This window comes from Streptomyces sp. NPDC059371 (assembly GCF_042751995.1).
Taxonomy (GTDB): domain Bacteria; phylum Actinomycetota; class Actinomycetes; order Streptomycetales; family Streptomycetaceae; genus Streptomyces.
Map to the genome: position 1 here is coordinate 9,440 of NZ_JBHYXD010000031.1, position 13,829 is coordinate 23,268.

General features: G+C 69.8%; 13 protein-coding genes. 11 read left to right on the forward strand and 2 right to left on the reverse strand.

What is annotated here, in order from left to right; all coding sequences use genetic code 11:
- Positions 1-311: 311 nt before the first annotated feature.
- The 9 genes from ACFXGX_RS19410 (at position 312) to ACFXGX_RS19450 (ending at position 7,883) form a co-directional block, all read left to right on the forward strand.
- Positions 312-947 (forward strand): riboflavin synthase, encoded by a 636-nt coding sequence (locus tag ACFXGX_RS19410; RefSeq protein WP_384792390.1) that lies wholly within the window; start codon positions 312-314, stop codon positions 945-947.
- Positions 944-1,579: a nicotinamide riboside transporter PnuC gene (locus ACFXGX_RS19415; RefSeq protein WP_384792393.1), complete on the forward strand. Its 636-nt coding sequence runs from the start codon at positions 944-946 to the stop codon at positions 1,577-1,579. Before ACFXGX_RS19410 ends, ACFXGX_RS19415 begins: the two co-directional genes overlap by 4 nt.
- Positions 1,576-2,913, forward strand: coding sequence for a bifunctional 3,4-dihydroxy-2-butanone-4-phosphate synthase/GTP cyclohydrolase II (locus ACFXGX_RS19420; RefSeq protein WP_384792396.1), 1,338 nt, complete (start codon positions 1,576-1,578; stop codon positions 2,911-2,913). Before ACFXGX_RS19415 ends, ACFXGX_RS19420 begins: the two co-directional genes overlap by 4 nt.
- Before the next feature lie 139 nt (positions 2,914-3,052).
- Positions 3,053-3,538 (forward strand): 6,7-dimethyl-8-ribityllumazine synthase, encoded by a 486-nt coding sequence (gene ribH / locus ACFXGX_RS19425; RefSeq protein WP_384792399.1) that lies wholly within the window; start codon positions 3,053-3,055, stop codon positions 3,536-3,538.
- A 34-nt stretch (positions 3,539-3,572) separates the two neighbouring features.
- Positions 3,573-3,845, forward strand: coding sequence for a phosphoribosyl-ATP diphosphatase (locus ACFXGX_RS19430; RefSeq protein ID WP_355773816.1), 273 nt, complete (start codon positions 3,573-3,575; stop codon positions 3,843-3,845).
- Between the two features lie 86 nt (positions 3,846-3,931).
- Complete coding sequence (gene hisG, locus ACFXGX_RS19435) at positions 3,932-4,789, forward strand: ATP phosphoribosyltransferase (RefSeq protein ID WP_384792403.1); 858 nt, start codon at positions 3,932-3,934, stop codon at positions 4,787-4,789.
- A 14-nt stretch (positions 4,790-4,803) separates the two neighbouring features.
- On the forward strand, positions 4,804-5,271 hold the full coding sequence (locus tag ACFXGX_RS19440) for a PH domain-containing protein (protein WP_384792406.1): 468 nt from the start codon (positions 4,804-4,806) through the stop codon (positions 5,269-5,271).
- Between the two features lie 198 nt (positions 5,272-5,469).
- Entirely contained in the window at positions 5,470-6,801 is a 1,332-nt protein-coding gene (locus tag ACFXGX_RS19445; protein ID WP_384792409.1) for a hemolysin family protein, read from the forward strand.
- Positions 6,798-7,883, forward strand: a complete 1,086-nt coding sequence (locus tag ACFXGX_RS19450; RefSeq protein WP_384792412.1) for a hemolysin family protein — start codon at positions 6,798-6,800, stop codon at positions 7,881-7,883. Before ACFXGX_RS19445 ends, ACFXGX_RS19450 begins: the two co-directional genes overlap by 4 nt.
- Before the next feature lie 77 nt (positions 7,884-7,960).
- Here ACFXGX_RS19450 and ACFXGX_RS19455 read toward each other — a convergent pair whose 3' ends face one another.
- Both ACFXGX_RS19455 and ACFXGX_RS19460 read right to left on the reverse strand, forming a co-directional pair.
- Entirely contained in the window at positions 7,961-9,826 is a 1,866-nt protein-coding gene (locus ACFXGX_RS19455; RefSeq protein ID WP_384792415.1) for an AAA family ATPase, read from the reverse strand.
- A 467-nt stretch (positions 9,827-10,293) separates the two neighbouring features.
- Positions 10,294-10,914 carry a uridine kinase gene (locus ACFXGX_RS19460; RefSeq protein ID WP_384792570.1) on the reverse strand — a complete coding sequence of 207 codons (621 nt, stop codon included), beginning with the start codon at positions 10,912-10,914 and terminating at the stop codon, positions 10,294-10,296.
- A gap of 275 nt (positions 10,915-11,189) precedes the next feature.
- Between ACFXGX_RS19460 and ACFXGX_RS19465 the strand changes: the two genes are divergently transcribed.
- Positions 11,190-12,146 carry a hypothetical protein gene (locus tag ACFXGX_RS19465; RefSeq protein ID WP_384792418.1) on the forward strand — a complete coding sequence of 319 codons (957 nt, stop codon included), beginning with the start codon at positions 11,190-11,192 and terminating at the stop codon, positions 12,144-12,146.
- 50 nt (positions 12,147-12,196) lie between these two features.
- A complete protein-coding gene (locus ACFXGX_RS19470; RefSeq protein ID WP_384792421.1) occupies positions 12,197-13,738 on the forward strand; it encodes an amino acid permease in 1,542 nt (513 codons plus the stop codon).
- Positions 13,739-13,829: the final 91 nt, after the last annotated feature.

The following is a 13,829-nucleotide window of genomic DNA, read 5'->3' on the forward strand; positions in this document are numbered from 1 at the left end:
GTGCCACACGGCCATTTAACCAGACCCAGCCCACACCGGGGTCGGTTAAATACCCACCCGGCGTTTATAGCCCGCCCCCCGCCCGCTACCCGCGGCCGCTTGACCAGGTGGAATTCCTGGACCGACGGTTAAAGTCCGGATGGGAGGCAGTGCGCGGCGGGCGGGCATTTCGTGCGCGCTGCCGTTTGTTGCTGCTCGTCCTTCGGGACGGGTGTCCTTTCGGCGTCGCTCCCGATGTGCCGCGGTCCGCTCATTATGTCGTCATCGACAGCCCCGGAGTCCGTGCCCCATGAGGCAGGAGGACCCGGGAAGTGTTCACCGGAATCGTCGAAGAGCTGGGTGAGGTCACCGCCGTCGAGATTCTCGACGACGCCTCGCGTTTCCGGCTGCGTGGCCCCGTCGTCACGCAGGGCGCGCAGCACGGCGACTCCATCGCCGTCAACGGAGTCTGTCTCACCGTGGTCGAGCACGAGGGCGACGAGTTCACCGCCGACGTCATGGCCGAGACCCTGGACCGCTCCAGCCTCGGGGCCCTCACCGTCGGCTCCCGCGTCAACCTGGAGCGGCCGATGGCCGTGGGCGAGCGCCTCGGCGGCCACATCGTGCAGGGACACGTCGACGGCACCGGCGCGGTCATCGAGCGCAAGCCGTCCGAGAACTGGGAGATCGTCAAGATCTCACTGCCCGCCGACCTTTCGCGCTACGTGGTCGAGAAGGGCTCCATCACCGTCGACGGCATCAGCCTGACCGTGGTCGACGCCGGCCCCGACTTCTTCACCGTCAGCCTCATCCCCACCACCCTCGACCTGACCACCCTGGGCCACAAGCAGCCCGGGGACCCGGTCAACCTCGAGGTCGACGTCATCGCCAAGTACGTCGAGCGCCTGCTCGGCGCGCGCGGTGAGCAGCCCGGCGGTCTGCCCGGAACCCAGGGAGCCGGCCGGTGAACTGGCTCAACTCCGAGGCCTTCGTGCTCCTCGACCAGCACATCATGTGGTCGGACATGATCGGCAACGTGATCGGTCTGATCGCCCTGGCGCTCGGCTGGCGGCGCTCCGTGTGGAGCTGGCCCGTCCAGCTCCTGTCCGGGGTGGTCCTCTTCGTCGCGTTCTTCGGCCACCTCACCGGCAGCGCGGGCAAGCAGGTCGTGGTCATCGCCGTCGCCCTGTGGGGCTGGTGGCAGTGGAACCGCGGTGAGGGCAAGGACGGACGCGTCTCCGTACGGTTCGCCACCTGGCGCGAACGCGCGTACATGGCGGGCGCCGCGGTCGTCGGCACCCTCGCCGTCAGCGGCCTGTTCCACGCGTACCCGACGCTGTCCTGGGACCCCTGGCCCGACGCGTATATCTTCGTCGGCACGATCGTCGCCATGTACGCGCAGGCCCGCGGCATGGTCGAGTTCTGGTTCGCCTGGCTGTTGGTCGACCTGGTGGGCGTTCCGCTCAACTTCGCCAACGGCTACGCCTTCTCCGGTTTCGTCTACGTCCTGTACGGCGCGCTCGTCCTGTGGGGCATGCGCGACTGGTGGCTGCGCTCCCGTGAGGCCGGGCAGCCCGTCATGGAAGGAGCCCCGGCATGACAACGGCGCCGGTTTGGTACAGCACCGGGCACGATCAGGATGCCTCGGACTTCGCGCTCGACCCCGTCGAGCAGGCCATCGCCGACATCGCGGCCGGCCGTCCCATCGTCGTCGTCGACGACGAGGACCGGGAGAACGAGGGAGACCTCGTCGTCGCCGCCGAGATGGCGACCCCCGAGATCGTCGCCTTCATGATGAGCGAGTGCCGCGGACTGATCTGCGCGCCCATGGAGGGCGACGAACTCGACCGGCTGCGTCTGCCGCAGATGGTCGACGACAACACTGAGTCGATGAAGACCGCGTTCACGGTGTCGGTGGACGCGTCCGCCGCCCACGGGGTCACCACCGGCATCTCGGCGGCCGACCGCGCCGCCACCCTGCGACTCCTCGCGGACGGTGTCTCGGCGGCCGACGACTTCGTGCGCCCCGGCCACATCTTCCCGCTGCGCGCGCGGCCCGGAGGCGTGCTGGCCCGCAACGGCCACACCGAGGCCGCCGTCGACCTGGCCCGGCTGGCGGGACTGCGTCCGGCCGGAGCGATCGTCGAGATCGCCGGCGAGGACGGCCGCATGCTCCGGCTGCCCGAGCTGATCCCCTTCGCCCGCAAGCACGGTCTGACGATCATCTCCATCGAGGACCTGATCGCCTACCGCCGCACCGCGGAGCGCACCCTGGCGGACGAGACCGGCGCGGCCCCCGCCGCTCCCACCGTCCGGCGTGAGGCCGAGGTCCGTCTCCCCACCGCCTTCGGCGAGTTCACCGCGTACGGCTACCGCTCCACCGCCGACGGCGTCGAGCACGTCGCCCTCGTGCACGGCGAGATCGGCGACGGCGAGGACGTCATCGTCCGCGTCCACTCCGAGTGCCTGACCGGCGACGTCTTCCACTCGCACCGCTGCGACTGCGGTCCCCAGCTCCAGACGTCCATGGAGCGCATCCAGACCGAGGGCCGGGGCATCGTCGTCTACCTCCGCGGCCACGAGGGGCGCGGTATCGGCCTGCTCTCCAAGCTCCGCGCGTACGAGCTCCAGGAGCGCGGCCGGGACACCCTCGACGCCAACCTGGAACTCGGCCTGCCCGCCGACGCCCGGGACTACGGCGCGAGCGCGCGGATCCTGGAGGACCTCGGCGTCCGCAGCCTGCGACTGATGACCAACAACCCCGACAAGACCGACGCGCTCGTCCGGTACGGACTGCGGGTCACCGGCCGGGAGCCGATGCCCGTCCAGGCGGGCGAGCACAATCTCGGCTATCTGCGGACCAAGCGGGACCGGATGGGACACGACCTGCCCTGGCTCGACCCGGTCACCGTGTCGGCCTGCGGGAGCCAGTGACCCGTACGACCGGCACCACCGCACGACACAGCACCACCGGCACCGCGGCACCACCCGTGCGCGGCGCCGGCGACACGGCACCAACCATCGGCAACACGGCACTATCGGCAACACGGCACAGCGGGACTGAAGGAGAGACGTGAGCGGCAAGGGTGCACCTGAACTGTCCGTACGCAACTGCGGCGACCTGCGGGTCGCGGTCATCGCGGCACAGTGGCACGACAAGGTGATGGACGGTCTCGTCGACGGCGCGCTGCGCGCCCTGCACGAGCTGGGAATCGACGAGCCGACCCTGTTGCGGGTCCCCGGCAGCTTCGAACTGCCGGTCGCCGCCAAGGTCCTGGCGGGCCGCGGCTACGACGCCATCGTCGCGCTCGGCGTCGTCATCCGCGGCGGAACCCCCCACTTCGAGTATGTGTGCCAGGGGGTCACCCAGGGCCTCACCAAGGTCTCCATCGACACCGGCGTCCCCATCGGCTTCGGCGTGCTGACCTGTGACACCGAGGAGCAGGCCCTGGACCGCGCGGGCATCGAGGGCTCCAACGAGGACAAGGGCCACGAGGCGGTGACGGCCGCCGTGGCGACCGCGGCCACCCTCCGCTCAGTATCTGAACCCTGGCACTGAGGCAGGGCCCCGAGCGCGTAGGGTGAGGACCACCATGTCCAAGAAGACGTTCGAGGAGCTCTTCACCGAGCTCCAGCACAAGGCCACCACGGGCGATCCCGCCACTTCGCGCACCGCCGAGCTCGTCGGCAAGGGCGTTCATGCCATCGGCAAGAAGGTCGTCGAAGAGGCCGCAGAGGTCTGGATGGCCGCCGAGTACGAGGGCAAGGACGCCGCCGCCGAGGAGATCTCGCAGCTCCTCTACCACGTCCAGGTGATGATGGTCGCGCGCGGGATCTCCCTGGACGACGTGTACGCGCATCTGTAGGGGCGCCCTCTCAGCAGCGCCCCCGCACCAGCACGTCCGTCCGTCCCATCCACCCCGAACACCATCGAGCAAAGGAAGCCGACCTCATGCTGCGCATCGCCGTCCCCAACAAGGGTTCCCTCTCAGGACCTGCGGCGGACATGCTGCATGAGGCCGGCTACCAGCAGCGCCGGGAGTCCAAGGAACTGCGGATCGTCGACCCGAACAACGAGGTCGAGTTCTTCTACCTCCGCCCCCGCGACATCGCGATCTACGTCTCCTCCGGCCGGCTCGACATCGGCGTCACGGGCCGGGACCTGCTGGTCGACTCCGGAGCCGACGCCGAGGAGATCCTCCCGCTCGGCTTCGCCCGCTCCACCTTCCGCTTCGCCGCCAAGCCGGGCACCGCGAACGGCATCGCGGACCTGAAGGGCAGGACGATCGCCACCTCCTACGAGGGCATCGTCGCGGGGCACCTCGCCGACCACGGCATCGACGCCTCCGTCGTGCACCTCGACGGCGCCGTCGAGACCGCCATCGAACTCGGTGTCGCCGAGGTCATCGCGGACGTCGTCGAGACGGGCACCTCACTGCGCAACGCCGGCCTGGAGATCTTCGGCGAGCCGATCATGAAGTCCGAGGCCGTCGTCATCCGCCGCGTCGGAGCCGGCCCCACCGAGGACGCGGAGCCCAAGGTGCAGCAGTTCCTGCGCCGCCTCCAGGGCGTGCTGGTCGCGCGGACCTACGTGATGATGGACTACGACTGCCGCGCCGAGCACCTGGAGAAGGCCGTCGCGCTCACTCCCGGCCTGGAGTCGCCGACCATCTCGCCGCTGCACAACGAGGGCTGGGTCGCCGTCCGCGCCATGGTCCCCTCCAAGGAAGCCCAGCGGATCATGGACGACCTGTACGAGCTCGGCGCGCGTGCCATCCTGACCACGGCCATCCACGCCTGCCGGCTCTGACGGGATCAACGGACATGTCGGACCTTCCCCCTCTTCCCATAACCTTCCGCCCCTCCCGTACCCGGGCCGTGCTGCTCACCGCGGGCGCCTCGATCCTTGTGGTCATCACCACGGTCGCCATGCTTCTGGAGCAACTCGGCCCGGGGGAGCGGGCGAGCTTCATCTTCACCGCCGCGCTCCTCTTCGGAGTGCTCCTGCTGCTCTCGCGGCCCAAGGTCGTCGCCGACGAGAGCGGTGTCACGGTCGTCAACATCGCGAGCCGCCGGCACCTGGACTGGGCGGAGATCGTGCAGGTCAACCTGCGTCCCGGCGACCCCTGGGTGTTCCTCGACCTCAGCGACGGCACCAGCCTCCCGGCTCTCGGCATCCAGCCGGGCGTCGCCCGGCAGCGCGCCATCGAGGACGCCCGCGCCCTGCGCGCGCTGGCCTCGGCCCGCGGAATCCAGGAGCCCGACGGGCACCGCGGTGAACATCGGGGCTGACTCTCGGCCCTCCACCCTGCCCTGAGAGCCCATGTCTTGATTAACCTGTCGGCGGAGGCGTTTTTCATCGCGCCTCCGCCTCCGATGTGCTCCAGCCCTCAGAGGCCCCCTGCTACCCGAGGAGTGACTCCCTCCAGCGATGGACGGATCGTCCTGTAGTACCTGCGCCGCCCCCTTCCGACATAGCGAGGCGGCGGCATGACCATCCCCCTGTTGCTCCTTGGCGCGGCGTTCCTGCTGATTCTCGCCAACGGCTTCTTCGTGGCCGCGGAGTTCGGACTCGTCACCGTCGAGCGTCCCGAGGCCGAGAAGGCCGCGGCCGACGGCGACAAACGCGCCGCCACGGTCGTCGAGTCGCTCAAGGAGCTGTCCTTCCAGCTCTCCGGCACCCAGCTCGGCATCACCATCACCTCGCTCGTCGTCGGCATGCTCGCCGAACCGGCCCTCGCCCAGCTCCTGGGCGGCCCGTTCGAGGCGGTCGGACTTCCCGAGAGCGCGGTGCCCGGCTTCGCCGTGGTTACCGGAATGCTGCTGGCCTCGGCCGTGCAGATGGTGATCGGTGAACTCGTGCCCAAGAACTGGGCGGTCTCCAAGCCGCTCCAGGTGGCCCGTTTCGTCGCCGGCCCGCAGCACGTCTTCTCCCGCCTCTTCCGGCCGGTCATCGCCGCGCTGAACACGGTCGCCAACCGGCTCGTCCGTGCCCTGGGCGTGGAACCCGCCGAGGAGCTGGCCTCCGCCCGCACCCCCGGCGAACTCATCTCCCTCGCGCGCCACTCGGCCCGCGCCGGCGCCCTGGAGCAGGACACCGCGGACCTCTTCGTCCGCACGATGTCCCTGGCCGACCTCACCGCGCAGCACGTCATGACGCCGCGGGTGAAGGTCAGCGCCCTCCAGTCGTCGGCCACCGCCGAGGACGTGGTCAACCTCACCCGCGCCACCGGCCTGTCCCGCTTCCCCGTCTACCGGGAGCGGATCGACGAAATCGTCGGCATGGTGCATCTCAAGGACGCCCTCGCGATCCCCTCGCGCGACCGGCTGCGCACCCCCGTCCGCCGGATCGCCCAGGCCCCGCTGCTCGTCCCGGAGACCCTGCCCGTGCAGCCCCTCCTGAGGCGGCTGCGCAGCGAACAGCCCATCGCCGTCGTCGTCGACGAGTACGGCGGCACGGCCGGCGTGGTCACCCTGGAGGACATCGTCGAGGAACTCGTCGGCGAGGTCCACGACGAGCACGACGACGTGCAGGGCGAACAGCCCGAGCTGGCGGCCGCTCCTCCCGAGGACGGCAGGCCCGCCTGGGACGCCGACGGAAGCTGCCGGGTCGACATCCTGCGCCGCATAGGCCTCGACGTGCCCGAGGGGCCGTACGAGACCGTCGCCGGCCTCGTCGCCGACCTGCTCGGCAGGATCCCGGCCCCCGGTGACAAGGCCGAGCTGCCGGGCTGGCGCCTGGTGGTGCGGCAGGTCGGGCACTACCGTGCCGAACGCGTCCGGCTCGTGCGTACCGCGCTCGCCCCGGAGGCCGTCCGATGAGCATGCTCCAACTGCTGCTCGCGGGCCTTCTGGTGCTCGCCAACGGCTTCTTCGTCGGCGCCGAGTTCGCGCTCGTGTCCGTACGGCGCAGCCAGATCGAACCGCTGGGCACCGCACGCTCCCGGCAGGTCCTGTACGGCCTGGAGCGGCTGCCGCAGATGATGGCGGCGGCCCAGTTCGGCATCACCATGTGCTCGCTGACCCTCGGCGCGGTCGCCGAGCCCACGGTCGCCCATCTGCTGGAGCCCCTCTTCGCGGCGGTCCACCTGCCGGACGGGGTGATCCACCCCCTCGGTTATGTGATCGCGCTGGCCCTCGTCGTCTTCTTCCACCTCGTCATCGGCGAGATGGTCCCGAAGAACCTGGCGATGGCCGCGCCCGAGAAGACGGCCCTGTGGCTCAGCCCCGGACTGGTCGCCTTCGCACGGGTGTGCCGCCCGGTCACGGTTGCCCTCGGCGCCTGCGCGCAGGTCATCCTCAAGCTGTTCCGGGTCGAGCCCAAGGACGAGGTCGAGGCGGTCTTCACCAGCGAGCAGCTCAACCGGCTCGTGGAGGACTCCGGACAGGCCGGGCTTCTCGACCCCGAGGAACAGGAGCGCCTCGAGGACGCCCTGGAACTCGGCTCGCGCCCGGTCACCGACGTCCTGCTCGACGGCGCCTCGCTGATCACCGTGGATCCCTCGGTCACCCCGGGCCAGGTCGTCGCGCTCACCGCGCGCACCGGGTACTCCCGCTTCCCGGTGGTCGCGGAGAACGGAGCCTTCATGGGCTGCTACCTCCATGTGAAGGACGTCCTCGACCTGGAGGAGTCCGAGCGCGCGGTCCCGCAGCAGATGTGGCGGCCGATGACCACCCTGCGCTCCGAACTTCCCCTGGACGACGCCCTGACCGTGATGCGCCGTGCCGCGACCCATCTGGCCCAGGTCGCCGACGCCTCCGGGAAGGTCCTCGGCCTCGTGACCCTCGAGGACGTCCTGGAGCTGCTGGTCGGTGAGGTACGGGACCCGGCGCACCGCGATGTCACGCCGGTCCGGGTCGCGGAGCCGCGCGCCGACCGGGCCGAGGAGGCGCTGGCGAGCTGACCGCGAGCCTGGGCCCCGGTTCCCGGGGGCCGTGCGACCCCTGACGGTCGTACGGCTCCGGCGGGACCGGGGCCTTCTCACATCGCCGACGGATCCTGCGGGCCCCGGCCGGAAAGGACCTCCCCGTAGGCCTGCATGAGGTCGGGCAGCCGCAGCGTCGACAGGTCGTCGCGCGAGGGTGTGCCGGGGTACCCCGACAGCCGCAGATCGCGGTACGCGCAGCTCTTCTCGTACAGGGTGCGCAGGAAGCGGCCGTTGCCGAGCTCGTCGATCCAGCCCTGGTCGACGACGTGCCCGGCGATCGAACGCAGTTCGTCCAGCGCCTCCTCGTCCCAGATGTCGCCGTTCTCGGCGGCCAGCACCTCGCCGATGGAGGTCAGTTCGAGCGGGCGGTAGGAGGGGAAGTCCACGCGGCTGGTGAAGCGCGAGGACAGGCCGGGGTTGGCGGCGAGCAGCCGGTCCATGCCCTCGGGGTAGCCGGCGAGGATGACGACCAGGTGGTCCCGGTTGTCCTCTGCCCGCTTCAGCAGCACCTGAAGGGCCTCGTCGCCGTAGGCGTCGCCCTTGCCGTAGCCGGAGTTGGACAGGCAGTACGCCTCGTCCACGAACAGGACGCCGCCGATCGCCGAGTCGATCAGCTCGTTGGCCTTCACGGCGGTCTGGCCGAGGTACTCGCCGACCAGGTCGGCCCGCTGGGCCTCGACCAGATGGTCCCCGCCGAGCAGCCCGAGCGCGTAGAAGACCCGGCCGAGAATGCGCGCCACCGTGGTCTTGCCGGTGCCCGAGGGACCGGAGAAGACGAAGTGCCGTTTCGGCGGCTGCACCGGCAGCCCCTGTCCGGTGCGCAGCCTGGCCATGTTCAACTGCGCCGACAACGCCTTGACCTGCCGTTTCACCGGCTCCAGGCCCACCATGCGCTCCAGTTCGGCGAGCGCCTCGTCGAGCAGGGCGGGGTCGGTGGGTCCCGGCGGCATCGGCTGCACCGGGATCACGGCCTTCTCCCGGAAGCCGTCCGACTGGGGCGGCAGCCCGCCGGGCGGCGACGGATCGGCGTCCGGGAGCCTCAGGTCGCGCCCCTCGGTGCCGAACAGGGCGTCCATGCCGTCCGGGCCCTCCAGCACGTCCTGGCCGATCCCGGCGAGCGTGATCGCCGCGAGGTCGGCGGCGGCGTCGTCGTACCCGTCCCCCTCGGCGATGGCGGCGAGCCGGGCCGAGGTGTCCATGAAGGAGGGGTCGACCCGGTGCACCGCCCGGTACAGGGGGAGTGCCGCGGCGGACCGTCCGGTGCCCTCGTGGGCGCGGGCCAGCCAGTACCGCAGCTCCTTGCGCTGCGGCTGTTCGCTGCGACAGCGCATCAGCGCGGACGACAGCAGCGGCTCGGCCTGTCCGTACATCTCCAGCCGGACCCTCGCCATGCCGCCGAACAGTCCGGCCTCGATGCCGAGCATGGGATCGTTGATCAGCGGATCGGTGTGCCGGACCAACTGCTCCCAGTCCTTGACCAGATAGGCGCGGCACGCGTGCAGGAACCGCACCTGGTGGTCCGCGTCGACCGGCGGCAGTCCCGCCAACGCCCGGTCCAGTTCCGGAACATGACGTCCGTCGAGCCAGTGCGATGCGTGCGCGAGCAGCAGGTCGCGCGGGCTCTCCAGTACTGGCTGGACCCACCAGCCCAGCCAGTACCAGGAGTTGAGGGTGCGCCGGTGGCGCGAACGTTGTTCGCCGAAGCGGTCGCGGTGCCGGAACATCCGCAGCAGCGCGGTCGTCGTGTCCACCCGTAGCGCGTGCAGTCCGAGCCAGCCGTCCGCCATACCGGGGTCCATCCGGACCGCGGCGCGGAACTCCTCCTCCGCCTGCGGGTAGGCGCCCATGGTGTAGGCGTCCACACCTCGCAGCCAGGCCAGGTCGGCCGGGGCCTCGGGGCCCTGCGTGCCGAAGTCCATCACGTCCCCCACAAACCGTGCCCCCGATGGTCGGGGAGTGCCTCGCGGATCAGGACATCCCCTCGCCGCCGGGCCGGTGCCCGTCGGCAGCTCTGGTCGAACGACTGTGCCACGGACGGGAGTTGAAGCGGTGCGGCAGAGCAGCCGTCCGAAGGTCGCACCGAAAGGCATGGTACCTGCGGTGGAGGGGCCTGCCGAAGGGTGCCGCACAGCCCGTTCCACGAGGTGGGAGCAGATGGGGCGCATCGCGAACGGTGACCCAGGGTGAGCGAATCACGCCGCGGGGAGTCCGGAAAGAGAGGGTGTGGGCAGAACGAAGCCCCCGATCACGGGGGAACAATCGGGGGCTTCGCGACTGCGGGCGGCTCCCGAAGGGCCGCTGCTTCAGAACGTAAGACCTGTACGGCCCCCTGGTCAAGCAGAGTTGGGGCACTGAGGCAACTTCTCCGGAGTGGGTCTTCACAACTTCAGCACGCTGCGGATGGTCCATCACGGTGAGTGATGAACTGGTCCGGTCCAGACGTCCCAGCAGGCCCCGGCAGCACCTCGTATCCCTCGGGACACTGCCGCACCACATGGTCCGCGAACGGTCGTGTGGGGTCCTCGGCGAAGTGCCGGCGCTCGGCGCGGACCCATCCGTCCCAGAAGTCGCTCTGTGCCTGCCCGTCCCGTCGCCGTCCCCGCGCCCAGGCCTCCTCGTGGGGCAACTCCATCCACAGGAGCCGCGCGAGCCAGGGCCGTAGCGCCCGGCGTCCCGCGCCGACGCCCTCGAGGAGCACCACGGGCGCGGCCGGCAGCTCGCGGACCGGTCCGAACTCCCGGGCCGTCCAGTCGTAGGCGGCGTAGCGCGCCGTCTCGCCCCGCCCGAACGGCTCGATCACCCGGCTCAGCAGGCGCCCGGTCCAGTCGAACGGTTCGTCGTGGGTGGCGATGTCGTCGAGGTGGAGCACGGGCGCGCCGCCGAGGGCCGTCGCCAGTCTCCCGGCGAACGTGGTCTTGCCGGAGCCGGCGTGGCCGTCCACGCCGATCAGACGGACGGGCCCACAGGAGGGCGGCAGCCGGCGCAGCCGCGAGGCGAGGTCGTGAATGGGGTTTCCCGGGGTGAGGTGCGGGGTCGGGGTGCGGGGTCGGCGCAGCCCTGGGGAACATTCTATCGAGACGCCGTCCACAGCGGATCCATGGGTTCAGGATGGTGTCGCATTGAACTATTGATTGAACAATCCTCAAGAACTTCGCGGCCCGCTCCGAAAAGTCCCGGCCTCGCGGAAGCGGCTATTTCGGATAGGACGTTCCAGTGCCCGGAGATGCTGAGTAGGGTTCCTGTTGCGGAACACAGGCGTCGTACGTGGATGGACAGGGGAAGATGGCCGCGGAGTTATTCGAGGGGCAGTATGTGTGGCATCCGGCGGCCGACGACCGCAGACTCGCGAGTGTCTGCACGGACGTCAGAGCCGGCCGCTATCTGAGCGCCCACGAAGCTCTGAAGGAGACCCGCTCCGACTACGGATTACGGGCCCATCGATCCCTGGTCGTCGCCTCCGAGGCCGCCGACTCCGATCTCGCCGAACGCTGGCTGGCGGAGGAGCAGACCCCCGAGGCCGCCCTGATGTGGGCCCGCGTGGCCGTCCTGCGTGCGTTACGCGCGGCCGACGCCAAGGACGACCGGGCCGAGGCCCTGGAACGCATAGCGCTGACCGCCTGCGACCGGGCCGCGCTGATGGACCGGTCGGATCCCACGCCCTGGGTCGCCCGGCTGTCCATGGCCCGGCTGCATGATCTGCGCGACCCGGCCCCGCAGGGGCTGCTGACCCAGCCTCCCGGCCCCTGGCGCCTGTTCTCCCACGTCCTGCGCCTCGACCCCTGGAACCGTGAGGGCCACCACCGGTTCCTGGCCTTCTTCTTCACGCGCTACGGCGGTTCCGTGAACGCCGCCTGGGACGTCGCCGCCTTCCTGAGCCAGCGCGCCCCCGCCTCCTCGCCGCTGCGGCTGCTGCCGCTGGTGGCCCTGGTGGAGAGCTACAACCCCACGCAACTGCTGGTCGACCGCACCTGGGAACAGCCCCAGTGGCGTTCCACCGCGCTCGCGATCTACCAGAACTGGCTGCCGGAGGTGACCGGATACCGCTTCACGCCGGTCCTCGACCTGGCGTATCTGGCGCACGCGCTGTTCATGGCGCAGCGCGAGTTCGAGGCGCGTGCCGTGCTCATGGCCATGGGGCCCTACGCCTGCCGTATGCCGTGGAGCGTCTTCGGCGAACCCGAGGAGCAGCTCTCCCGTGCCCGCCGCGCCTGCGGCCTGCCCGTGCCGGGGGCCGGCTGAGCGCCGGCCCTCCCCGATGTCCCGTACCACCCCCGAGAGAAAGGACAGCCGTGTCAGAGCGAATATCGGTCCCGAGCCGGACGACGGGCGCGGGGAAGAGTCCCGTCGCCTTCGACGACGACGCGACGCTTCATGCGATGGGATATCCGAGAAAACTCACCCGTCGATTTCAGGCGTTCGACAATTTCGCGATATCCTTCACCATCATCAACATCATTTCGGGTATTTTCTCGTCCTTCGGGTTCGGAATGAATGCCGGCGGCCCGCGCGTTCTCGTTTTCGGCTGGATCGGCGTCTCCGTGATGGTCCTCTTCATCGGTGCCGCGATGGCCGAAGTCGCCTCCGCCTATCCGACCAGCGGGGCGCTCTATTTCTCCGCCGGCAAGCTCGCCAAGCGGCACAAGGGTGCCTGGTCCTGGTACACGGGGTGGCTGAATTTCGTGGGTCAGGTGGGAGGCACGGCCGCCACCGGATACGCGGCCGCCACCTTCATCCAGGCGTTCATCGCCCTGCAGTGGCACTCGTACGAGCCGACCGCGGAGCAGACGGTCCTGATCACGGCGCTGATCATCGTGCTCCAGGGTTTGGCCAATACCTACACCGTCCAGCTCGTCGCCGTGCTCAACCGGATCTCCGTGTGGTGGCTGCTGGTCGGGCTCGTCGTGATCGTGAGCGCACTCACCGTGATGCCCGACGACCACCAGTCGGCCTCGTTCGTCACGCATTTCGCGAACAACACCGGTTTCACGAACGGGATTTACGGAGGGATGCTCGGGCTGCTGGTCACGAGCTGGACCTTCACGGGCTTCGACGGCAGCTTCCACATGTCCGAGGAAACGGTGCGGGCCACGGTCAACGCGCCGAAGGGGATCACTCGTTCGATCGGCTATTCGGCGATCACCGGGCTCATCCTGATGCTTGCCCTTGTGTACAGCATTCATGATTATGACCGGGTCGCCTCGTCCTCGGCGCCGCCCGTCCAGATTCTCATCGATGGACTTGGCATGGGCATGGCTAAGTTCATCCTGCTGATCGTCATCGGGTCCATGCTCTTCTGCGGGCTGGCCAACCTCACCAGCAACACCCGGCAGATCTTCGCCTTCTCCCGGGACGGTGCCATGCCGGGCTCCCGCTGGTGGCACTCCGTCTCGCCGCGCACCCGTACCCCCGTCAAGGCCGTCTGGCTGGCGGTCGCCTGCTCGCTGGCCCTCGTCCTGCCCGGCTGGTGGTCGCACACCGCCTTCACGGCCATCGTCAGTGTCAACGTCGTCGGGCTCTTCCTCGCCTACGCCGTGCCGGTCTTCCTACGGCTGCGGCTCGGCGACGAGTTCCAGCCCGGCCCCTGGAACCTGGGCCGCTGGAGCAGGCCCGTCGGCTGGGTGGCCGTGACCTGGATCCTCGCCAGCAGCGTGCTCTTCATGCTGCCCCAGGGCTCGCCGATCACCGGGGACAACTTCAACTACGCCTCGATCGCGCTCGCCGCGGTGCTGATCGTCGCGACGGTGTGGTGGTTCGCCACGGCACGCCGCCGCTTCCAGGGCCCCGTCAGCTACGGCCGCCCCGACGAGGTCGCCGCCATGGACCTCGTCTGATCATCGGTCCTCTCGGCCCCCGCGCCCGCGGGGCCCGAGGGTGTCCCAGGTCATGCCAGTGGTCCCGACCAATATTGGTGGGCGTGGCACG

What these genes read in the sequence shown, in the direction of transcription:
- ACFXGX_RS19420 (WP_384792396.1), top strand. Translation starts at nt 1,576, where the DNA reads ATGACAACGGCGCCGGTTTGGTACAGCACCGGGCACGATCAGGATGCC.
- ACFXGX_RS19430 (WP_355773816.1), top strand. Translation starts at nt 3,573, where the DNA reads ATGTCCAAGAAGACGTTCGAGGAGCTCTTCACCGAGCTCCAGCACAAG.
- hisG (WP_384792403.1), top strand. Translation starts at nt 3,932, where the DNA reads ATGCTGCGCATCGCCGTCCCCAACAAGGGTTCCCTCTCAGGACCTGCG.
- ACFXGX_RS19440 (WP_384792406.1), top strand. Translation starts at nt 4,804, where the DNA reads ATGTCGGACCTTCCCCCTCTTCCCATAACCTTCCGCCCCTCCCGTACC.
- ACFXGX_RS19445 (WP_384792409.1), top strand. Translation starts at nt 5,470, where the DNA reads ATGACCATCCCCCTGTTGCTCCTTGGCGCGGCGTTCCTGCTGATTCTC.
- ACFXGX_RS19450 (WP_384792412.1), top strand. Translation starts at nt 6,798, where the DNA reads ATGAGCATGCTCCAACTGCTGCTCGCGGGCCTTCTGGTGCTCGCCAAC.
- ACFXGX_RS19455 (WP_384792415.1), bottom strand. Translation starts at nt 9,826, where the DNA reads ATGGACTTCGGCACGCAGGGCCCCGAGGCCCCGGCCGACCTGGCCTGG.
- ACFXGX_RS19465 (WP_384792418.1), top strand. Translation starts at nt 11,190, where the DNA reads ATGGCCGCGGAGTTATTCGAGGGGCAGTATGTGTGGCATCCGGCGGCC.